The organism is Floridaenema evergladense BLCC-F167 (genome assembly GCF_041929205.2).
Lineage (GTDB): Bacteria > Cyanobacteriota > Cyanobacteriia > Cyanobacteriales > Aerosakkonemataceae > Floridanema > Floridanema evergladense.
Genome location: NZ_CM171625.1, coordinates 5,175,863 through 5,198,793 on the forward strand (window position 1 = coordinate 5,175,863; position 22,931 = coordinate 5,198,793).

Sequence of the window (22,931 nt, forward strand, 5' to 3'; positions counted from 1 at the left end):
CGACTTCTTGAAGAAGTCGGGTATCTAGCGGGGATCTAGCTTAAAATTTTGGATCGATCGCAAATTGGTAACTCAATCCTAAACTCTGTTCCTTTTCTGGGTGTAGAAAAACATCGCAAACTACCCGGATGATTCTTGGTGACAATTTGATAGCTGATTGCTAATCCCATTCCTGTACCTTTCCCTACAGGTTTTGTGGTAAAAAAGGGATTAAATATCTTTTCTTGAATTTCGGGACTCATCCCACAACCATTGTCGTGAATGGAGATAACAAATTGATTTTCGGAAGTGATAGAAGTGGTAATGGTAATTTGACCCTGATAAGCTAATTTTTCTGTAGGTTCTAGACTTTCTCGATGTTGTTCGATCGCATCGATCGCATTAAGTAACAAATTCATAAATACCTGATTTAGTAAACCACCATAACATTCAACCAGAGGTAACTTTCCATAATTTTTAACAACCTGAATTTCTGAATTGCTTGCTCGATCGTTCAACCGATTTTGTAAAATTGCTAAGGTACTCTCAAGATTTTCGTGAATGTCTATTTTTTTCAAATCCGCTTCATCCAAACGGGAAAATGTTCGGAGAGATTTAACAATATCTCTGATGCGCGTGGCTCCAGTTTTCATTGATAATAATAATTTAGAAAGGTCATTGTTTACATATTCAAAGTCGATATTTTTAATAAAATCAGAAATTGCTGCTGGCGGACTAGGATAATGTTCTTGATAAAGTTGAATTAGATTAACTAAGTCTGTAGCATAATCAGTAGCAAATTGAATATTGCTATAAATAAAACTCACAGGATTATTAATTTCATGGGCAATACCTGCTACTAATTGCCCTAAACTCGACATTTTTTCGGCTTGAATTAATTGCATTTGGGTAGCTTGTAATTGTTTGAGGGTGGCTTCTAATTCTTCAGTTTTTTGACGCAGTTTAATTTCAGATTGTCGCACTGCTTCTGCCTCTATTCGCTCGATTTCCGCACCTGCGCGAGTGGCAAAAATCTTCAAAATAGCTGCTTGCATTGTGAGTTCTTCCGCCATTGGTTTAGTGTCTAAAACTGCTAACAATCCTAAGCGATCGCCATTACCATTAATTATTGGCAAACCTGCATAACTTTCAACTTGTAAAGTGACTAAATCATTATCTTCGGGAAACAGGGATTGAACGGAATTTGGATAAATGCACAGGGCATCTGGAGTTTTCACATTCTCACAGGGAGAACAGGCTAAATTGTAAGTAAAATTATCGCCAAAGTCGTCTCCCGCCCAAAATGCGAGAGTGTTAGCTACTAATTTTTCTGAGTCAACAAATACCGCGATAAAAGCATAACGAACTTCTAATACTTGGGCGAGATATTGAACGCAAGTTTGGAAGAAAGCTTCGCCTGTTTTGGCAGCGGTTCCTTCGACAATTAAACGGAGAGCTTGTTCTTGACGTTTGCGATCGCTAATATCAAAATTAACCCCAATCATTTTTAGGGCATTCCCTTGAGCATCGCGTCGAACTAAACCGAATGCTTTAATAAAATGAACGCTACCATCGGGATGAACTACGCGAAATTCTGGATCGTATTCTGCTTCCCCTAAAACAGCTTGACGAATTATGGTTTCGGTAATTTCTCGATCGTCAGGATGCAGCCCAGTTGCCCAAATATCATAAACTAATCTGGCATCAGACTCTTTGGTGACACCATATAACTCGTACATTCGATCGTCCCAATCCAAGGTATTTTGAATGATATCCCATTCCCAACAACCCATTTTTCCAGATTTAAGTGCGAATGATAAACGTTCTGATACTTCCTTGAGTTCGACTTCAGCTTGTTTGCGCTCCGTGATATCATTTGCTATTCCTAAAAATCCGGTAATTGTTCCTTCTCGATCGCGCAAAGGAGTCACAGAAAGTAACACGGGAAAACGAGAACCATCTTTATGAATATAAGACCATTCATGTTCGTCAGCTATTCCCAAACGTGCCTTAGCTACAAATACTTCAAATCCTGGCTCAATGGGTTGACCAAGTTCTATACTTAGTGCAGTTGCCCGTTGTTTAACTTCTTCTAAATCGTGAAGAATTGCTGGTGTAACCTTGTCTACTACTTCTGCTGATGAATATCCTAAAAGTCTTTCAGCAGCAGCATTAAAAGTCTTGATAATTCCATTGGGATCGGTGGAAATAATTGTGTAGTTAGCGCCGTCTAAAACTGCTTGTTGTAATTGAGTGATTTCGATTAATTTAGCTTCAGCTTGTTTGCGATCGGTAATTACTTCCGTGTACATTAGTAAGCCACCAATTTCGCCTTGACGATCGATCCAAGGGCGAATTTCCCAGCGCACCCAATCGCTGTTACCATCTGCGCGAAGCCAAAAGTCAGCATCATTTTTCTGACTAATTCCAGTTAAGCAACGAGCATGAATATCTTTCCACTTTTGCGGAACATCGGGAAAAATTTCGTAGTGCGATCGGCCAATAATTTCCGTATTTTCCAACCCGTATTGTTGATACCAAGCTTGATTAGCTAATAAGTAGCGCATCTGGCGATCGAACATCGCCACTGCTGCGGGTGTGACATCAACCAACGTGCGCCAAATCCCTTCACTCTCGCGGAGCATATTTTCTGCTTGTTTGCGATCGCGCAGCACAGCTTGCTGTTCGGTAATATCCCGAATATAGCCATGCCAAAGAGTACTACCATCTGGTTCTCGCTCTGGTGTAGCATGACCGAGTAACCACAGTGTCCGTCCATCCGGCAAACAAACTCGATATTCGCAATACCAAGGTGTGAGGTTTTCGGCTGATTTCAGAATAGATTGAGTGACGCGATCAAGATCTTCAGAATGAATCACCGTAAACACCTTCAAGCAATTATCCTGCACTTCTTCGGGACTAAAGCCATAAATCTCTCGCAATCCCTCACTAGCGTAGGGAAAATGGAAAGTCCCATCAGAACGCATCCGAAATTGATAAATCACGCCGGGAATGTGTTGAGCTATTTGTTTGAGGCGATGATTTTGTGAGTTAACTAGGTTTCCCTGCTCGCTCTCAATCCCTGCTTCCTGTAGTTGAGTTTGGAGTTGTGTGAGTTGGAGAGTCAGTTTTTCGACTTGTTTGTGTGGAGTAATGTCTCGCATTACTAACAGATGGCAATCAGGCAAAAAGTTAGCTGTTGCTGCATATTCTACGATGCGGATCTCCTCATCTAGCTTTTTGAAGTGGAACTCGCCCCGCACTTTTTCCTGTTGTTGCAGTTTTTGCCAAGTTGTTTGAAAGTCCAATCCTGATTCGACAAACTCCCAGATGTAACGTCCCAGTAGTTTATCTCTCTCTAAACCAAATAATTTACAGGCAGCAGAATTAACATTTAGGTAGCACCCTCGATCGTCTGCGATCGCCATTCCATCCAACGCAGTCTCAAAAATTGTCTGCAATTGACGATCGCTTAGAGACGGTTGGACTGAATTTTCTTCCTGAATGGATTGATTTAACCCGAAATTACTTCTTATGGAGGATGACATTTAAGGATAAATATTTATATTGTTTTGTATTTACATTTTCCTCTACCATTACTACAAGTGCCCAGCTTTGTGTAATCTATTCAACAAATAATTACTATTTATGTTACTTTCCGAATTCAGCAAGTAGTAACCAAATTAAATTATATAAAAGAATAAAAAGAGTTAAATTGATTCATAGTCCAAATCTGGTTAAGTAATTTAGCGGAGAAAGAGTTCAACTATAATGGAATAGCAATTTAAGTCTTTATCGCTGCTGCGATCGCGTAGCACGTATCGCCAAATCAAGCCACCGATGCAAATACCTCGCCTGCATCCAGACACGATCGAACAAGTTAAACAACGGGCTGATATCGTAGAAATCATCTCGGAAAAAGTTGTTTTACGCAAACGTGGCAAAGATTTCCAAGGTTTATGTCCATTTCATGAGGAAAAATCTCCCAGCTTTAGCGTCAGTCCCCACAAACAAATGTATTATTGCTTCGGTTGTCAAGCTGGGGGAAATGTAATTACGTTCCTTATGGAACTGGAGAAACAATCTTTTGCTGATGTGGTGTTAAATTTGGCGCGACGCTATTCGATTCCAGTGCAAACTTTGGAACCGGAACAACGTCAAGAACTGCAACGCCAACTAACTCTAAGAGAACAATTATTTGAAATTCTAGCAGTAACAGCAGCATTTTATCACCATGCTTTGTATCAACCTTCAGGCAAAGCAGCTTTAGAATATTTGCGATCGGAACGACAATTAAATGATGAAACAATTCAAAAGTTTCAGTTAGGTTGTGCGCCAAACGGTTGGGAAACTCTTTATCGATATTTAGTGGAACAAAAACGTTTCTCCGTACAGTTAGTAGAACAAGCGGGATTGATTCGTCGGCGCAAGGAATCGCAAATTAACTATTATGATTATTTTCGGAATCGGGTAATTATTCCCATTCACGATGTTCAAGGGAGAGTAATCGGTTTTGGTGGGAGAACTCTGGCTGACGAACAACCAAAGTATCTCAATTCTCCCGAAACTCAACTATTTAATAAAGGCAAAACTTTGTTTGCTTTAGATAAGGCGAAAGATGGGATTTCTAAGCAAGATTTAGCAGTGGTGGTGGAAGGGTATTTTGATGCGATCGCACTCCACGCTGCTGGAATTACTAACGCCGTTGCTTCCTTGGGAACTGCCTTAAGTTTAGACCAAGTAAAACTACTTTTACGTTACAACGAATCCAAACAATTAATATTAAATTTCGATGCTGACAAAGCTGGTAATACCGCAGCGAAAAGAGCGATCGGAGAAATCGCTAACTTAGCTTATCGGGGAGAAATTCAACTCCGCATTCTCAACCTTCCCAATGGCAAAGATGCCGACGAATACTTAAAAACTTATTCCGTTACACAATATGAAAATTTATTGCATGAAGCACCTTTATGGTTAGCTTGGCAAATTGAACAATTGTTAGAAGGAAAAGACCTTAAACAAGCCGATCGATATCAACAAGTTGCCGAAGAAATGGTAAAAATTCTTGCTAACATCATCGACGATAATCAGCTAACTCATTATGTTAATCAATGCGCTGAACGTTTGAGTATCGGTGATTCACGGCGAATACCATTAATTTCTCAAAATCTTCTTAATCAAGTTATTCAAAATTGGAAAGTGCGATCGAGCAATGATAAATCACTACAAATGCCATTGTTAGTAGCTCGTGCAATTCAGGGTAACTACCCCCAAACAAAACCCAATCTTCGTATAGTTAAAAATCAAACATCCAACCCAGAAAAAGTAATTACGACCCAACGAGACGACTTATTAAAAATTGCCGAAGCTCTATTGTTGCGTCTTTATATTCATTGTCCCGAACAGCGTCAAAATATTATTCATAGTTTGGAGAACCAAGAACTAGAATTTAGCTTTTCCCATCATCGGTTTCTCTGGCAACAAATTCAGGAAATTGATATTAACTTAACCTCAGCAAATCTCATTTCTAAACTGCAAGATAAAGCAGTGGAATTTCCCAAACAAATGGCGCAAGCTTCCCGCTTATTTATTTTAGATGAAATGGCAGAAGCAAACCTTTATCGAGCCGGAGAATTAATCAAAGCGGCGATTATTCGCATGGAACAAATTATGTGCGAAAAACAATCCCGCCAATTTCTAGCACTTTTTGAAAAAACCGACAGTTCTACAGACCCAGAACTTCAAAAAAAATATTACCAAGAATTCCTGAATTATAAACAACGGAGTATGGAATTAGAGCAAGAATGCCAAGTTTCCATCTCCGATTTATTGTAACTTTAATTGTAATGATTGTTGTGGCGACTAAAGTCGCAGGCTATACAGACAAAACCTGCCAAAGCAGGTTAACAGTCCACGAAGGTGGACTTGGTTTGTGTAGTCGCGGTTTCAACCGCCAAAACCTTTTTCAGTATCCTAAATCAGGACACATTAAAGTTTCGCGAGTATTACGTCCGGTAACAGGATTAGTACCTTTAGCAATTTTACAAAGTACTTCTAGCTGATCGTCTCGCAACAAAACATCAGTGAAATCAGTACCTTCAATATTCGCGCCTTCAAACTTAGCATTGAAAGCGAAAGCGCCTTCTAAAATCGCATCTTTCAAATTAGCCTTGGTAAAACGAGCAGTCGCGATCGTCGAATAAGAAAGATCGGCACCCTCCAAATTAGCATATAGGAAGCTTGCCCCATAAAGGCTAACTCCCCGTAAATTTGCATGGCTAAAATCGCTACTGCGGAGATTTGCTTTAGTAAAGTTAGAATCAGTTAACTCCCGATTAGAGAAATCTGCACCAACCAGAGCCTCGTTGGTATAATCCAAAGCTAGAACTGGAGTGGCAGTTCCTACAAAAGCTACTAAGCAAATTACTGCCCAGAGCCATAAACTGAGTAATATCTTGGAAATCCGATCGTCTAGTCGAAAATTCATGCTGCTTACAGTAAATGGCGAATCGTTCAGTATCTAATTATCCCGATTTCGGTGCATTAGGAGAAGACCTAGTTGCACGATGGTTGCAAGCACAAGGTTGGGTGATTCTCCATCGTCGCTGGCGCTGTCGTTGGGGAGAGTTAGACATTATCGCCGAAAAACAGCCAAATTTATTACTATTTGTGGAAGTCAAAACTCGGAGCCAGAGAAATTGGGATGGCGATGGTTTATTGTCTATTACTCCCCAAAAACAATCTAAACTCTGGCAAACCGCACAATTATTTCTTGCTTCAGGAAATTTCGCCAATAAAATCTGTAGATTTGATGTAGCTTTAGTTACTTGCCAAAAGGTAAAAAATGATTTGCCTCAAGAAACCATTTCCGACAGTAGTGTTACTACTAATAATTCCGGCTCTAACCCCTTAAAAAATACAGATGACTTAATTCAAGAGTCAACTCTATATATTGCCGAATATAAACTTGTCTTGCAACAATACATTGAGTCAGCCATAAACTACGATTTTTAATTTGTCATCTACCTAAAGTAGTATATTGTAAAAACCTTTGTTTTTAACTTGCGATCGATGACAAATCGGAAAAAATATTAGGGGTTAAGCCAAAGTTTCTGGGCAATATCCTAACCCATTGACAAACTGCTTGCGGAATGTTTCTATTTCTTCTTTGTCGGGTCTACCATGAGACACAATTGCTACTTGGTAACGACGCATTACTTCAATAGGTGGTTCACCCGCATCCAAACTCCAAAGTGCCATCTTCACGCGCACTTCGGGTTGGTAGGGAATCCCTAATTCACTCAAATAAGCTCTAAAATTACCATCTAGATAAGAATCTAGTTCTTTACACATTTTGACTTTAATTACCCAACCGTCAATTTGGTGTAAAACGGTTACAGAGTAGAGGGGAAGTTGGTTATTTTTGTGTAAAAAATCAACTACTCTTTGAGTCAGACTGGCGTTAGCTAGGAAATACAGGTAATCCATAAGGCGTGCTTGGCGGCAAAGCAAATGCTACATCTAATATTGTTGCTAAAAAAGAACCTTTTATATTGGGTTAAATCCCCCAAACTTAGCTGGGTAGGTTTACCCAATTATTAGTTAATCTTTGCCCCCTTATTAAGATAATAAAATCAAGTATCGCAAGATTGAAGAAAAACTTTACAAAACTACAAATATAGGGGAATTCTTACTCTCAGTCAGCTTAAAAAATAGTTTAATGAGCAGTAAAATTAAATTCAGGTTGATATATCATTAATATTTCATCATTCTAAAAGAATTTCCCAAATTTTTCAACTATGTAAAAGGAAAATGATTTTAAGTTGTTAAAGTAGTAACTGTAACTGAACTGAATCAAGCATGAACGAGCCAAAATCTGCATCTTTTTTGTCTTCTAGTGCTGTTGGAGTAAACCAGGAAGACCTGTTATTGTCTGCTTATGACTATGAACTTCCTGACGATCGCATCGCGCAAAATCCGGTAACACCAAGAGATAGCGCTCGTTTGTTAGTAGTTGAGTCGCTTACCCAACATAGCGATCGAGTATTTCGGGATTTAGTGGAATTGCTTAAACCAGGAGATTTACTAGTTATGAATAACACTCGCGTGATTCATGCGAGACTTTACGGACATAAATCTACTGGCGCACCTGTAGAAGTTTTGCTGCTTCAAGAGCAAAAAAATAACTGTTGGTTAGCTTTGGTAAAACCTGGGAGAAGGTTACTACCGGGAGCAGAAATTTATTTTGAGCCTAAAAGTACTTTAGATGAGCCACCAAATTTTATTTTAAGTGCAAAAATTCTGGACAAGGATGAAGCTACAAATGGGCGAATTTTGCAATTTGAAGTACCAGAGGGAAAGTCTTTAATTCAAGTTTTGGAGCAGTTTGGTCATGTACCTTTACCTCCTTATATCAAAGAATCGCAATCTCTTGCAGAACAATACCAAACTGTCTATGCAAAGACCCCTGGTTCGGTAGCAGCACCAACAGCTGGATTACACTTTACTCCTGAGTTATTGGAGAAATTGACGGCGAAGGGAATCGAACAAACTTTTGTCACTTTACATATTGGAGTAGGGACTTTTCGACCTGTGGAGGTAGAAAAAATTACTAGTCACCAAATGCACGGAGAATGGGTGGAGATTTCCCAGGCTACAGTGGCAAAAATTCAGGAGGCTAAGGCTAAAGGAGGTAGAATAATTGCGGTGGGAACGACAGCAGTACGTTCTTTAGAAGGAGCAGCACAAAATGGAGAATTACAACCTTTTTGCAGTCAAACTGAGTTGTTTATTTATCCCGGTTATAAATGGCGTGTGGTGGAGGGATTGATTACTAATTTTCATTTACCACGCTCTAGTTTAATGATGTTGGTTAGTGCTTTAATCGGAAGGAAACGGTTGTTGTCTTTGTATGAATATGCGATCGCTCAAAATTACCGCTTCTACTCATTTGGTGATGCCATGTTAATTTTGCCAGAAGCCAGGATGAATTGATATTTAATGGTTAGTTAATTTATGACAAACCAAGTTGCTAGTTATGATAATTGCGATTAAGATTAGTTACGTTGTGACGCTGAGAACGCTTCGATCGCAACAACCACAATAAACTTTAATTTTCTGATGATTAGCTTATGTTAAAACAAATCTTGTACAGTCATCTACTTGTCATTGTTAGCACAGCGCTTTTGACACCTATTGCTGTGGGTAAACCCGTTATTATGCCAGGAACAAAACAGCTAATTCAAGGAGTTTATACTCAAGATTTGGAAGCAGCTGGTTATTTTCAGCAAGGAGTTAGCGATTACAGTGTGGGAAATTTAGCAGCAGCTTATTCCGCTTTCCAAAAAGCTGTGGAACGCGACCCTAGTATTGCCTTGGCTTATCATTATATGGGGAATGTGTTGTTAGAAAATGGTCGAAATGAAGAAGCGATCGCGGAATTTTCTAAAGCCATTGAATTAGACCCTTCTTTAGCCGAATCTCACTACAATTTAGGCATAGCTTTGTATCGCCAAGGTAGATTAGATGAAGCGATCGCCGCTTATCAACGTTCTATTGCTATTAATTCCCGTAATTCTAATGCTTACTACAATTTGGGAGTAGCATTTTATGAACAAAAAAATTTAGATAATGCAATAGAAGCTTATCGTCAAGCGATCGCTGTCAATCCTAAAAATGTCAAAGCTCAGTTAAATTTAGCCATAGCTTTAGAACAACAGGGAAACTTTGATGCAGCTATAGAAACTTACCAAAGAGTCACAAATCTCGATCCTAAATCAGCCAATGCACAGGTTAGTTTAGGAAATCTTTTAGTGCAACAAGACCGACCAGCAGAAGCGATCGTAGCTTACAATGAAGCTATTCGTCGTCAGCCAGGAAATCCCCTTGCTCACTACAATTTAGGCATTCTCTTATACCAACAAGGTAAGTTACAAGAAGCTCTATCACCTTTGAGAAGAGCTAGGAAAATTTATGAAGACCAAGGTAACAATTCCAAGGCTACAGAACTTACCACATTAATCAATCAAATTAAACAAAGATTGGAGACTCCAAAGAAATAAATAAAACTCCTGATTTAAGAGGCAAAACTCAATTAATTGGTAAACGACTGATATCTTTATTAGAACCAATCACTACTATTGCTGAACCCTTATCTAGTCGTTTATTGGGGTTAGGATTAATTTCAAACTTGCCGTCATAACTGACAGCCAATATATTCACTCCGTAGCGATTCCGCAGTTGTAATTCGGCAATACTTTTGCCATGAAACACATCGGGAGTCACCAATTCTACGATACTATTTTCAGGGTCTAGTTCAAATCTTTCGATAATGTTTGGTTTAGTTAAAGCTCGTGCTAACTCACAACCAGCTTCATGTTCTGGATAAACTACATGATCTGCACCAACTCTTTTTAAGAGTTTCACATGAACTTCAGAAGAAGCTTTGGCTACCACATGAGGAACACCAGCTTCCTTTAAATTTAGTGTAGTAATAATGCTTTCTTCCAGATAATTTCCGATCGCCACTATTACCGTATCAAACTCATAAATTCCTGACTCTTTGAGTGCTGAAGATTCAGTAGAATCTAGCTGCACCGCATGAGAAAGTACCTGATCGGTTAATGCTTGCGACACTCTTTTTTCATCTACATCTGTTCCCATTACTTCGTATCCCATTTTATACAAGCTGGAACAGACAGCCCTACCAAAACGACCCAAACCAATTACCGCAAATTGGTTATTTCCTTTACGTAAACTGCGGAAAAAATTCAATGATGAAAGACTCATGATTTATGGTGAATTTGAATTTATGATGATTACTTTTTTAGAGTAACAAGATATGTGACAATATCAACATTATCCCACTAAAAGAGTCTCTTCTGGATAATGCACTGATTTAGGACGGGGATCTCCTAATAGTGCTGCCATGAATAATAAAACTCCTACCCGACCGATGTACATAGTGGCAATGAGCACTAACTTTCCTATTACTGAGAGTTTAGCGGTAATTCCCGTCGAAAGACCAACTGTACCAAAAGCTGAGACAACTTCAAACAGAATTTGCAGAAAGTCGAAATTTCGATCGGTGAGGGAAATCAAAATTGTCGAAAGTAGCACAGTAGCAACTGAACCAATTAAGACTCCAATCGCTTTTAAAATCAACGAAATTGCTACTTCGCGTTTATAGAGAACAACTTCTTCTTGCCCTTGTAAAATAGCTTTTGTTGCACTAGTGAGAACGCGCACAGTTGTAGTTTTGATTCCTCCGCCTGTACCTCCGGGACTAGCACCAATAAACATTAAAGCAATAGTTAAAAATAACCCGGCTGTGGTCATTTTTCCGATATCAATTGTGTTAAACCCTGCCGTTCTGGGAGTCACAGATTGAAACCAAGCATTGAGTATTTTTTCTCCAAAATTCATTGGCCCAAAGGTTCCTGGGTTTCTCCATTCGATAAAAAAGAAAGCAATTGTGCCAAAGACTAAAAGCGCGATCGTTGTACTAATCGCCACTTTAAAATTTAAAGAGAATCTAATACAAGCTTTTTTGCCTTGGATGCGATCGCGCAACCACAAGAAAAACTCAAAAATTACCCCATAGCCAATTCCGCCAAAAATAATTAACCCCGTGACTACAGCAACTAACAAAACCGAGGATTGAAAGCCAATAAAACTATCACTAAACAAACTAAAACCTGCATTATTCCAAGAATTAACGCTGTGAAAAATTGACAACCACAAACCTTTACTTAACCCATACTTGGGCGCAAACACAGGCATTAATAAGAAAATCCCTGTAATTTCAAAAATCATCGTCGTGGCGATAATTGAGCGAATTAATTGGGGAGCTTCTTGCAATCCTGGGCGGTCTAAAGCTTGTTGAATTGCCATTTTATGCCGTAAATCAAACCTCCTTCCCACCAGCAAAATCAAAAAAGTTGTTGTTGTCATATACCCCAGTCCCCCTATTTGGACAAGAGCAACCAGAATCAACTGTCCCCAAAAAGAAAAGTAAGTTCCAGGGTCTATTACTGATAGTCCAGTCACACAAACCGCAGAGGTAGATGTAAACAATGCCACAATCGGGTCATCCCACTTCCCACTGCTAGTTGAGAAAGGCATCATTAAAAGGAGAGTTCCGATCGCAATTACAGCGATAAAACCTAAACAAATAGTTCTAGATATGGTCATGGAGTGTTTACTTAGTATTCTTTTTGCAGCTTACTCCGTTCTGCGTACTTTGAATCTAAAATCAAAAATCTAAAATTAAATGAATTAAATGACCTCCTCTGTTAGGCTAATTTTTAATGTTACAGAACTTAACACAGAGATATTTGCTATGCCATCTACCCTAAATCAAAGAATTCAGGAATTTTACGATGCTTCCTCTGGACTTTGGGAGCAGGTGTGGGGCGAACACATGCACCACGGTTACTACGGTTCCGAAGGAAACATCAAAAAAGAACGTCGTCAGGCGCAAATTGACTTGATTGAAGAACTCCTAAAATGGTCGGGAATACAACAAGCCGAGAAAATTCTAGATGTTGGTTGTGGAATTGGCGGTAGTTCGTTATATTTAGCCCAAAAATACAACGCTACGGTTACGGGAATTACCCTGAGTCCGGTACAGGCGGCGAGGGCGAAAGAACGGGCGGCGACAGCCGGAATGAGTGAAAAAACTGAATTTCTGGTTGCAGATGCTTTGCAAATGCCTTTTGCTGACGCTTCTTTCGACTTTGTTTGGTCAATGGAAAGTGGCGAACACATGGCGGATAAAGAGCAATTTTTACGGGAATGTTATCGAGTATTAAAACCAGGCGGAACTTTTTTAATGGCTACTTGGTGTCATCGTCCAACTACGTCGCCAGATCAGCCATTAACAGCTGATGAACAACAACATTTAGCAGAAATTTATCGAGTTTATTGTTTACCATTCGTGATTTCTTTGCCAGAATATGAAGCGATCGCCAAAAATCTATCCTTCCACAACATCCGCACCGCAGATTGGTCAAAAGCCGTCGCACCTTTTTGGAATGTTGTTATTGATTCCGTATTTAATTTAGAAGCAATAATCGGCTTACTCTTTTCCGGTTGGACTACAATTCAAGGCGCAATGTCTCTCGGATTAATGCAACGCGGATACGATCGCGGATTAATTAAATTCGGCTTACTCTGTGGCAATAAATAATCCCAAATTTACAACAGATGTAGAGACGTTGGCTCTCCCGTACTTGTGGTGGAAAACTCTGGTTTTAGGGACTGGGGACTGGGGACTGGGAAACCTTGTGTAGTAAGCACTTGGCTAATTAATTAGGTTTACTTATCACCATGAGTACAGGAGAGCCACCCTTCTATCTTTTTAAACCTCTTTCTTCTTCTTTCTTCGTGTCCTTCGCGCCTTTGTGGTTCAAAAAAAATGAAAGAAACTTGGCAAAAAATTGAATCATCCTCTACTAAAATTGTAGATTCTGCCAGCAAGCAGCCTGCAAAACCTTGGTTTTATCCCTATTGGAAATTCTCCCGACCTCACACAGTAATTGGTACTACTTGCAGTGTAGTTGGATTGTACTTAATAGCGATCGCATCCGTAAACGACAACATTAACCTATCATTACTTTGGCAATTGTTAGGTGCTTGGGTTGCTTGCCTTGGTGGTAACATTTACATAGTCGGATTAAATCAAATAGAAGATGTCGAAATCGACAAAATTAACAAACCGCACTTGCCCTTAGCTGCCGGAGAATTTACTCGCAAACAAGCCATAATAATTATCAGCATTGCCGGAATATCAGCCTTATTAATAGCAGGATTAATGGGGCCATATCTCTTAGAAATGGTGGGAATTAGTTTAGCCATTGGCACAGCTTATTCCTTACCACCAATTCGCTTAAAGCGGTTTCCCTTTTGGGCAGCGATTTGTATTTTTACAGTGCGGGGAGCGATCGTCAACTTAGGACTTTATCTCCACTTTCGTTGGGTAATGCAAGCCAAACCAGAAATTCCCCCAGAAGTTTGGGCATTAACCTTATTTATTTTGGTGTTTACGATTGCGATCGCCATCTTTAAAGACATACCCGACCTCGAAGGCGACAAACAATACAACATTACCACCTTCACAATTCAACTAGGACAAAAAACCGTCTTCAACCTCTCACTCTGGCTACTAACAACCTGCTACTTAGGCATAGTAATAGCAGGGATTTTTTGGCTACCTTCAGTTAACACCATACTCTTAGTCAGCACGCACCTATTAACACTTGGATTACTTTGGTGGCAAAGTCAAAAAGTAGATTTACAAGATAAAACCTTGGTAGCCAAATTCTATCAATTTATCTGGAAACTATTCTTCTTAGAATATCTCCTATTTCCCCTAGCTTGCCTGACCAAGTAAAACCATTAATTGTTCCCCGCATCAGATTTAACTAAATCAAACTCAGGTCATTCTTCAGGATGACCTAATATTCTATCCCAAGTTGGAGGAACCAATTTGGGATAGTCACCAATATTAGATTAAAAGTTAAAACTTTTATTGGTAAATAACCAAAATTACAAGCCGTAGCATCCCCGATAACCTACTTACCATACTAAGGAACAATGGACAAAATAGTTTTGAAAGGGAAAAAATTTACACAAACAGTAGCATTGTTGCTTACAACCACCTTAAGCGCACCAATCTTTGCTTCTTGTGCAAGCTCAGACAGAGCCAACCAACCTCCCGCTTACAATAATCGTCCTACAGCAGAAAACACTGTCAATAGAACTGCGCCGGGAAATCCTCCTAGACCCCAAGCCCGTCAAGGACTATCGACCGGACAAAAAGTAGCAATTTTGGCTGGTGCTGCGGCACTTTATTATCTGTACAACCAGCACAAGAATAAACAAGAGCAAGGAGCAACAGGCAAATATTACCTCTCCAAAAACGGGCGTGTCTACTATCGTGATGCTTCAGGTCGTGCCCAATGGGTAACGCCACCACCCGGAGGAATCAGAGTTCCTGAAGAAGAAGCCCGACAATACCAAGACTTCCAAGGCTACAACGGAAGAACTACAGGCAGAGATCTCACAGACTTAGCTCCAGCACAATAACCCATTTGGTAAGACTTTCTGGCATTAGTCTCCAACAAGGTTTAATAAACGTTCATAACATTAGGAGAATGAATCATGGTAGATGGATTTTTGCGAAAAATAGGCGAAATCGCTTTTGGCTCTAATAATAACCAAGAAGATGAACAGGTCTATCCAGCTAACCAAGACCCCTACGGCGATCCAGCTGATGCCGGAATGTCTGGTAATGTGCGCCCTGCTAGCGAAGACCCTTATGGCGATCCTGCTGATGTAGGAATGTTCGGTAATGTACGTCCCGCTAGCGAAGACCCTTATGGCGATCCTGCTGATGTAGGAATGTTCGGTGATGTGCGTCCAGCTAGCGAAGACCCTTATGGCGATCCCGCTGATACAGGAATGTTCGGTAACGTGCGCCCTGCTAGTGAAGACCCTTACGGCGATCCAGCTGATACAGGAACGTTTGGAGGTGGGTCTGGTAACGAAGAATACTACGAAGATGAGGGTAATCGGAGAGGTAATCCCTGGTAATTGTGCGGCAAAAAATCTGTTTTGAGACGCTAACAGTAGTTAGAGAGAGTGAGAGAGAGACAGTGGCAGATAATGCTGCTGTCTTTTCTTTTACCTCTTAAAATTTTAGTGATTAAAGCTGGTATTTGCTTAACAAAACTATTAGAGTAAATATAGAAAAGTAGCCGTTTTCTCTCCAGAGATAGAGACTTTTCTCAGAAAGAATTTTAATAACACGACGGAATATATTATTTCTCAGCCTTATGCTGTCTAAAAAACATAAACTGAAAACCTACGGCGGAGGTGACTGCAATGACTTTGAATCAAAATATTACAGATACCGCTTGTGATGCGGCGTTTACAGGGAAAGAACTACATCCTTGGGATTTTGACCCGGCGGTGGCGGAGTTGCAAGGTCTTTTACGTGCTCATGGTTATACGATTAGGATTATTGATGCAGACTTTGGCAGTCTTACAGAAGCTGCTGTCAGGTCATTTCAAAAGAAATATGGGTTAACCATTAATGGTGTAGTTGGGCCACAAACTTGGGCTGCATTAAAATCTACGGTGAAACCAGGAACTCGTGTGGTCAGACTGGGTTACAGTGGCAGTGATGTGTATGAGTTACAAGGTTTGTTGCAAGTCAATGGTTATGAGATCGATCGCACCGGAATCTTTGACCAAAAGACTAAGTTAGCTATTAAGGATTTTCAACAAAAACATAAATTAAAAGATAACGGTGTCGTCAATAGTATTACTTGGACATTATTGCGAGGCGGCTACCCTCAGCCCTCTCCTGCTAAAGAGCCTTTTCGGTTGCAGAATTTCCTCAAGTGGCGCTGAGGAGTTTCTGGGGACTGGGGACTGGGGACTGGGAGACAAGGGCGAGTTATGAGTTTTGAGTTATTAATTCAAAACTTAAAACTTAAAACTCATAACTAACGAAGGGACAAGGGGACAAGGGGAAAATTTATTTCTTATCTGCGCCTCTGCGCCTCTGCCCCGAAAGTCCCTCTGCCTTAATTTGATTTGAGCGCTTAAACTAAGCTAAGAGTTACTATTAACACCTTTGTTTAAGAATGTCTGAAAAAAACAAGTCTATTCACCTGTTGCTGATTACTGTACTTTGCTTTGGCTTTGCTGCTTTTGGGTGTTCTTCGCAGTCGAAGTCAACTAATGTTACAACTTCTGGGCAACCTAGTAGTACAACTACAACTGCTGCTACAACTACTGCGACACCTGCTGCAACACCTGTTGCTCCTAGTGATGTTCCGGCTGTGGTGGGTACACCGAGTATTGCACAATCTAGTCCAGGTACAGTTACTGATTCTTCAAGTTTAGAAACTGTTCCTAATCTTAATTTACCAATTGATATTGACCCATCAACAACTACAACTGATGCTAAACCTGCTGATGGTAGTGCTGCTGATTTTTATCAAAAGGGATTGGCTAGTGCTAAGCGAGAGGATTTTAAAAGTGCGGAAGAGTTGTGGCGTAAATCTATTGAGTTAGACCCGAAAAATTTCGCAGTTCATTCTAATTTGGGGGAGTTGTTGCAGCGTCAGGGTAAGTTGGATGAGGCGACTTCTCAATATCGGGAGGCTTTGCGTTTGAAGTCTGATGATGTGGAAACGGTGATGAAGTTGGCTGTGGCTTTGGGGCAACAGAAGAAGTTTGATGAGTCGATCGCGCAATCCCAAACAGCTATTCGTCTGAAGCCGGATCTGGCACCTGCTCACATTGTTTTAGCAGCGGGTTTGTCTGGACAAGGTAAGGATAATGAAGCTATTGAAAGTTTGAAAAAAGCTCAGAGTTTATGGAAGAAACAAGGGCGAACGGAACAGGTTGCGGCTGTCCAACTTCAGATGGCTAGTTTACTAGGAAAACAAGGCAATTTTGCGGAAGCTAGTACCCAACTTAAGCAAGCTATTGCGCTCAAACCTGATTTTGCTCCAGCTTACATTTTGTCAGCGCAAATTGCTATGCGACAAGGTAAACCGGAGGAAACTGTCAGCAATTTGCAAAAGGCTAAAGATTTGTTTAAAAAACAACAACAAGTTAATCAATCAGCGGCTGTTCAATGGGAATTAGCAATGCTTTTGGCACGACAAAAACAGTACGATCGAGCTAGTGCCCAAGCCAAAGAATTGTTAGCTACAAAGCCGGATTTTGCTCCAGCATATATGTTGGTATCGGAAGTTGCTCTGCGACAAGGTAAACCAGAGGCAGCTGTAACTAATTTGCAGAAGGCTAAAGATTTGTGGAAGAAACAACAACAAAATGACCAATTAGCAGCTACTCAAATCCAGTTAGCCGCTGTTTTGGGACAGCAAAAAAAATACGATCGAGCTAACGCGGAAGCGAAAGAAGTGTTGCAGTTAAAGCCAGATTTTGCTCCGGCATATCTGTTAATTTCAGAAGTTGCTCTGCAAGAAGGTAAGCCGGAGGAAGCTGTAACTAATTTGCAGAAGGCTAAAGATTTGTTAAAAAAACAACAACAAATCGATCAATTAGCAGCTACTCAAATGCGATTGGCGGCAATTTTTGGACAGCAAAAAAAATACAATGAAGCTAGTGCTGAAGCTAGAGAGTTATTGCAATCAAAGCCAAATTTTGCTCCTGCTTATTTAATATTAGGTGAAGTGGCGAAACAACAAAACAATAATAGTGAGGCGATCGCTAATTGGCAAAAGGCTAAAGAGTTATTGACAACTCAAGGTAGAAATGAGGATGCCCAAAGAATTGATAGCATGATCCAACAACTGAACACAAAGCAGTAATTTATGTCTACACAAACAGGCAAAGTCTATATTGTTGGTGCTGGCCCAGGTGATTTAGATTACTTGACGGTACGGGCGCAAAAAGTTTTAATGCAAGCGGAAGTACTGGTTTATGATGCTTTAGTTGATGCTCAACTTTTGCAGTTAGTACCAACAAATTGTTGCCTGTTTGATGTGGGAAAACGTGGTGGTAAACCTAGCACAAAACAAGCGGAAATTAATGCCTTGCTAGTGGAAAAATGTCAGCAAGGAAAACAGGTAGTCCGGCTAAAAAGCGGCGATCCATTTATTTTTGGTCGTAGTACTGCGGAAATCCAAGTGTTGAAAAGTTCTGGTTGTAATTTTGAAGTAATACCAGGCATTTCTTCAGCTTTAGCAGCACCTTTATTAGCCGGAATTCCTTTAACCGATCCTGTTTTAAGTCGCTGTTTTGCAGTTTTTAGTGCCCATGAACCAGACGAGTTAGATTGGGAGACAATTTCTCGAATTGAAACTTTGGTAATTTTAATGGGAGGAAGAAATCTGGAGGAAATTGTGAGTCGGTTGCTGAGGTTTGGACGATCGGCAAAAACCCCCATAGCAGTAATTCGTTGGGCGGGACATCCCAAACAACAGGTTTGGACGGCAGAATTGAAAAATGTGGTTCAGGTAACATCTAATGTTTCCCTTTCTCCATCTGTGATAGTAGTTGGTGAGGTTGTAGGGTTACACCCCTATTTGCAAAGTATTGATTAAAATTATATATTTTGATGGCAGATTCAGTTAAACTGCATTATTAGTCAAGTTTAGTTTACTAATAATAGAAACGTGAGTAATAGTAACCCAATTCCTTTAACAGGCACAACTATATTAGTAACTCGTGCTGCCGGACAATCTAGCGAATTTTGCCAATTATTGCAACAGCAAGGTGCAGTAGTGATGGAAATGCCAGCTTTAGAAATTACTCCTCCTTCGAGTTGGTTTGCTTTGGATGAAGCGATCGCCAATTTACATACCTTTAACTGGTTAATTCTTACTTCTACTAATGCTGTAGATTACTTTTTTAGCCGATTGCAAGATCGAGGAAAAAATTTACAAATTTTAGAGAAAGTTAAAATTGCTGTGGTGGGTAAGAAGACTGCTGGATCTTTAGCTCAATATAACTTATCTCCTGACTTTATTCCACCTGATTTTGTGGCAGATTCTTTAGTAGCAAATTTTCCTGAAGAATTACTAAACCAAAACATTCTTTTTCCTAGAGTGGAAACAGGTGGAAGAGAAGTTTTAGTCCAAGAATTAACTGCTAAAGGTGCAAAAGTAGTAGAAGTTCCCGCTTATCAATCCGGTTGTCCTAGCTCGATCGCACCGGAAGTTTTACAAGCATTAAGGGAAAAATCTATAGATATTATTACTTTTGCTAGTTCCAAAACTGTGCAATACTTTTATCAGTTAATTAAAGATAAATTACCATTGGATAGGTTACAAGAAATTACGATCGCTTCGATCGGCCCTCAAACCTCAAAAACTTGCCAAGAGTTGTTAGGAAAAGTAGATATAGAAGCAACAGAATACACTTTGGAGGGATTAACAGAAGCAATTGTTAAATGGGTGCAAAATAAGCACGGCTAAAAAAATAAAAGGAATCATTAAGCAATGAAGAATCAGACAAAAATATTAGCGATCCAAAAGCAATGGAAATTAGCTTATCAGATAGTAACAATATTCTCAGGGCAGTAATAGAGGGTACTACAGATGCTATTTTCATTAAAGATATTCAGGGAAAATATGTGTTTGTTAATTCAGCAACTGCCAAAATTTTAGGTAAACCCATAGAAGAAATTATTGGCAAGGATGATACAGAACTTTTTAACTTAGAAACAGCTAGAAAAATCATGGAGATCGATCGACGAATTATGAGCATCGGTCAGTCGGAAACTGTGGAAGAAGTTATTCCTATTAATAATAAAACTCAGATATATCTTGCTACAAAAAATGTCTGTCGGAATTCTCAAGGAGAAATTATTGGTTTAATTGGTATATCACGGGATATCACAGAACGCAAACGATCGGAAGAAAAATTGCAACTCTATGCTTATTATGACCCCATTACTGGCTTACCAAACCGCACTTTATTTATGAAATTGCTTGCAGAAACTATTAAATTGAAAAACAATAATCGAGATAGTTTATTTGCTGTACTATTTTTGAGTTTAGACCGTTTTCAAAGGGTTAAGTTTAGTTTGGGTCATCATTTGGCCGATCGCTTAATGATTGCTGCTACCGAACGCATTGAAACTGCTTTACAAAATCACCATTTCTTACTTTTTAATGCTGATTTAGAGTCAAGTTTAATTTTTGAAAATCAATCTTTACAGGAAGCAACTTTAGATAGAAATAGTACTTTTAATAATGCGGAATGTAAAAAGTCAATAGTGGCACAAGTAGGATTAGATGAGTTAGCTATCTTGTTAACAAACTTGTCAGAAAGTAATGATGCTACTTATCTGGCAGAGCAGATTTATCAAGCACTTAGCTATCCCTTTGACTTAGACGGACAGGAAGTTTTTATGAGTACTAGTATTGGCATTGCATTTAGTGATGTCGGTTACGAACAACCAGACGATTACCTGCGTGCTGCTGATACAGCCATGCACCAAATCAAACAATTAAGTAAAAGTCGTTATGCAGTTTTTGAACCAACATGGCAAACTCAAGCGGTGGAAAGATTGCAGTTAGAAACAGATTTAAGACGAGCGATCGAACGGCAAGAATTCCATGTTTACTATCAACCAATAATTTCAATTAAAACTGACAAATTAATTGGTTTTGAAGCCTTAGTCCGTTGGCATCATCCAAACAAAGGTTGGGTTTCACCAGTAGAATTTATTCCTGTAGCAGAAGAAACAGGATTAATTAGTTTAATCGATCGCTATGTATTGAGAGAAGCTTGTCGCCAAATGGTGATTTGGGAACAGCAATTTCCTCATAAATTTCCCTTGACAATTAGCGTGAATCTCTCTGCGGCTCAATTAGCTCAATTGGGATTAATAGAACGCATCGACCAAATTTTAAAAGAAACCGGAATTAAACGAGAACATTTAAAAATAGAAATTACAGAAAGTAGCTTGACAGGAAATCATGCTTCCGAAATAGCCATGTTACAACAATTAAAAAATTTAGGAATTCAACTTTCGATAGATGACTTTGGTACTGGTTATTCTTCATTAGCAAGATTGCATCAACTACCGATCGATACTTTAAAGATCGATCGCTCTTTTGTAAATCAAATGGGCTCTGACAGTGAAAGTTTAGAAATTATCCGCACCATCATTTCTTTAGCTCATATTTTGGAAATGGATGTAATTGCAGAAGGAGTAGAAACCTCAGAGCAACTTCTACAATTGCAAGCTTTAGAATGCGAATATAGTCAAGGATTCTTGTTTTCTCGACCTGTCGATCGCCAAACCGCAGAAAGATTAATCTCTGCTTGTAGTTCCTTGGCTTCGGAATATCCAAATAATTAACAGTAAGCAAATATTTAAAGTGGTACGCTCAACCAACTGAGTTAAAAAATGAAAGAACAATGAAAAGAAAACTACTTGCCTACTACAAAATATAGATGTAAAATTACCTTGTAAACGAAGGGGAGTAGCTGCTAGCAAATCTGAGCAATAGTAAATAAAGATTTGCCTAGCCCATCTGGATCAACATACTGGCGATCGGCCTGGTTCGGGTGACAAGTTTTTCAAGCTCAAAAAAAGATTGAGCTTATTAATCTTGCAAGCGAGACCTTCACTAAGTTCACAACTGATGTGAGCTTGGTGAAGTCTATTGCACTCATCAAGCTCGCTCAGGGAAATAGAAAAACACCCAGGAGAGTTTGAGAGAATGTTAACGGCTTTTACTGCTGGATTATTGTTAATTACAGTCTCAGAATTAGGCGATAAAACATTTTTTATTGCGGCAATTTTAGCAATGCGTCATTCGCGGAAGCTGATATTTATTGGCGTAATTGCTGCCTTAGCAGCGATGACCATATTATCAGTTTTAGTCGGACAAGCCGTATCACTTTTACCAAAAATCTATGTGTATTATGCGGAAATTATCTTATTTGTTGCCTTTGGGTTAAAGTTACTTTATGAAGCCAGCAAAATGTCAGCCAAACCTTGTTGTGAGGAAGCTGAAGAAGCCTTAGAAGTAGTGCAGAAAGCCGAAGCAAAAATTCGGCATAAGGAGAGTAATTTAGCAGTTGTAATTAAAGCATTTGTGATGACGTTTGTAGCAGAGTGGGGCGATCGCACTCAATTTGCTACCATCAGTTTAGCAGCGGGATACAATGCTTTTGGAGTTACCACTGGAGCCATTTTAGGGCATGGAATTTGTGCAGCGATCGCCGTAACTTGCGGCAGACTAATCGCTAAAAAAATCTCCGAACGTAAATTAACTGCTATAGGAGGACTATTGTTTCTCCTATTTGCATTAGTTTCGTACTTAGAAGGAGTCTGAAAATAATCTGGTCGGGAGCATCCCAAATGTGTAAATTGCCCCTCAGACTGGAAGTCTGGGGCTATACAAACCAAGTCCGCCTGCGCGGACTTTTAGCCTGCGGAGGCAGGCTTT

19 protein-coding genes are annotated in these 22,931 nt (G+C 39.6%); 14 read left to right on the top strand and 5 right to left on the bottom strand.

Features of this window, described 5'->3' with window-relative positions; genetic code table 11:
- Positions 1-35: 35 nt before the first annotated feature.
- Positions 36-3,527, bottom strand: a complete 3,492-nt coding sequence (locus tag ACE1CA_RS24945) for a PAS domain S-box protein (RefSeq protein ID WP_413277238.1) — start codon at positions 3,525-3,527, stop codon at positions 36-38.
- Positions 3,528-3,819: 292 nt separating this feature from the next.
- Between ACE1CA_RS24945 and dnaG the strand changes: the two genes are divergently transcribed.
- Entirely contained in the window at positions 3,820-5,814 is a 1,995-nt protein-coding gene (gene dnaG, locus ACE1CA_RS24950; protein ID WP_413277239.1) for a DNA primase, read from the top strand.
- Positions 5,815-5,944: 130 nt separating this feature from the next.
- Here dnaG and ACE1CA_RS24955 read toward each other — a convergent pair whose 3' ends face one another.
- On the bottom strand, positions 5,945-6,466 hold the full coding sequence (locus ACE1CA_RS24955; RefSeq protein WP_413277240.1) for a pentapeptide repeat-containing protein: 522 nt from the start codon (positions 6,464-6,466) through the stop codon (positions 5,945-5,947).
- Positions 6,467-6,480: 14 nt separating this feature from the next.
- On the opposite strand from ACE1CA_RS24955, the gene ACE1CA_RS24960 reads away from it, so the two are divergent.
- The gene (locus tag ACE1CA_RS24960; RefSeq protein ID WP_413277241.1) at positions 6,481-6,993 is read left to right on the top strand and encodes a YraN family protein; all 513 of its coding nucleotides are present in this window, start codon (positions 6,481-6,483) and stop codon (positions 6,991-6,993) included.
- An 84-nt stretch (positions 6,994-7,077) separates the two neighbouring features.
- Here ACE1CA_RS24960 and ACE1CA_RS24965 read toward each other — a convergent pair whose 3' ends face one another.
- Positions 7,078-7,467 (bottom strand): hypothetical protein, encoded by a 390-nt coding sequence (locus ACE1CA_RS24965; protein ID WP_413277242.1) that lies wholly within the window; start codon positions 7,465-7,467, stop codon positions 7,078-7,080.
- A gap of 372 nt (positions 7,468-7,839) precedes the next feature.
- Here ACE1CA_RS24965 and queA point away from each other — a divergent pair, with 372 nt between their 5' ends.
- Positions 7,840-8,973: a tRNA preQ1(34) S-adenosylmethionine ribosyltransferase-isomerase QueA gene (gene queA, locus ACE1CA_RS24970; RefSeq protein WP_413277243.1), complete on the top strand. Its 1,134-nt coding sequence runs from the start codon at positions 7,840-7,842 to the stop codon at positions 8,971-8,973.
- A 137-nt stretch (positions 8,974-9,110) separates the two neighbouring features.
- On the top strand, positions 9,111-10,040 hold the full coding sequence (locus ACE1CA_RS24975; protein ID WP_413277244.1) for a tetratricopeptide repeat protein: 930 nt from the start codon (positions 9,111-9,113) through the stop codon (positions 10,038-10,040).
- A 28-nt stretch (positions 10,041-10,068) separates the two neighbouring features.
- Here the strand turns inward: ACE1CA_RS24975 and ACE1CA_RS24980 are convergent, their stop codons facing one another.
- Together ACE1CA_RS24980 and ACE1CA_RS24985 are read right to left on the bottom strand one after the other, a co-directional pair.
- Positions 10,069-10,767, bottom strand: coding sequence for a potassium channel family protein (locus tag ACE1CA_RS24980; protein WP_413277245.1), 699 nt, complete (start codon positions 10,765-10,767; stop codon positions 10,069-10,071).
- Positions 10,768-10,836: 69 nt separating this feature from the next.
- Positions 10,837-12,171 carry a TrkH family potassium uptake protein gene (locus ACE1CA_RS24985; RefSeq protein ID WP_413277246.1) on the bottom strand — a complete coding sequence of 445 codons (1,335 nt, stop codon included), beginning with the start codon at positions 12,169-12,171 and terminating at the stop codon, positions 10,837-10,839.
- Positions 12,172-12,319: 148 nt separating this feature from the next.
- Between ACE1CA_RS24985 and ACE1CA_RS24990 the strand changes: the two genes are divergently transcribed.
- The 10 genes from ACE1CA_RS24990 to ACE1CA_RS25035 all read left to right on the top strand — a co-directional run bounded on the left by ACE1CA_RS24990 (position 12,320) and on the right by ACE1CA_RS25035 (position 22,817).
- The gene (locus ACE1CA_RS24990; protein ID WP_413277247.1) at positions 12,320-13,168 is read left to right on the top strand and encodes a methyltransferase domain-containing protein; all 849 of its coding nucleotides are present in this window, start codon (positions 12,320-12,322) and stop codon (positions 13,166-13,168) included.
- 228 nt (positions 13,169-13,396) lie between these two features.
- A complete protein-coding gene (locus tag ACE1CA_RS24995; protein ID WP_413277248.1) occupies positions 13,397-14,371 on the top strand; it encodes a homogentisate phytyltransferase in 975 nt (324 codons plus the stop codon).
- A gap of 203 nt (positions 14,372-14,574) precedes the next feature.
- Complete coding sequence (locus ACE1CA_RS25000; protein WP_413277249.1) at positions 14,575-15,066, top strand: hypothetical protein; 492 nt, start codon at positions 14,575-14,577, stop codon at positions 15,064-15,066.
- Positions 15,067-15,141: 75 nt separating this feature from the next.
- Positions 15,142-15,573 (top strand): translation initiation factor, encoded by a 432-nt coding sequence (locus tag ACE1CA_RS25005; protein ID WP_486517522.1) that lies wholly within the window; start codon positions 15,142-15,144, stop codon positions 15,571-15,573.
- A 291-nt stretch (positions 15,574-15,864) separates the two neighbouring features.
- The gene (locus ACE1CA_RS25010) at positions 15,865-16,395 is read left to right on the top strand and encodes a peptidoglycan-binding domain-containing protein (protein ID WP_413277251.1); all 531 of its coding nucleotides are present in this window, start codon (positions 15,865-15,867) and stop codon (positions 16,393-16,395) included.
- A gap of 236 nt (positions 16,396-16,631) precedes the next feature.
- Positions 16,632-18,332 carry a tetratricopeptide repeat protein gene (locus ACE1CA_RS25015; protein ID WP_413277252.1) on the top strand — a complete coding sequence of 567 codons (1,701 nt, stop codon included), beginning with the start codon at positions 16,632-16,634 and terminating at the stop codon, positions 18,330-18,332.
- Between the two features lie 3 nt (positions 18,333-18,335).
- Complete coding sequence (cobA, locus tag ACE1CA_RS25020) at positions 18,336-19,067, top strand: uroporphyrinogen-III C-methyltransferase (protein ID WP_413277253.1); 732 nt, start codon at positions 18,336-18,338, stop codon at positions 19,065-19,067.
- A 72-nt stretch (positions 19,068-19,139) separates the two neighbouring features.
- On the top strand, positions 19,140-19,940 hold the full coding sequence (locus tag ACE1CA_RS25025; protein ID WP_413277254.1) for a uroporphyrinogen-III synthase: 801 nt from the start codon (positions 19,140-19,142) through the stop codon (positions 19,938-19,940).
- Between the two features lie 62 nt (positions 19,941-20,002).
- Positions 20,003-21,835 (top strand): sensor domain-containing protein, encoded by a 1,833-nt coding sequence (locus ACE1CA_RS25030; RefSeq protein WP_413277255.1) that lies wholly within the window; start codon positions 20,003-20,005, stop codon positions 21,833-21,835.
- 364 nt (positions 21,836-22,199) lie between these two features.
- Positions 22,200-22,817: a TMEM165/GDT1 family protein gene (locus tag ACE1CA_RS25035; protein ID WP_413277256.1), complete on the top strand. Its 618-nt coding sequence runs from the start codon at positions 22,200-22,202 to the stop codon at positions 22,815-22,817.
- The last annotated feature ends 114 nt before the right edge of the window (positions 22,818-22,931 follow it).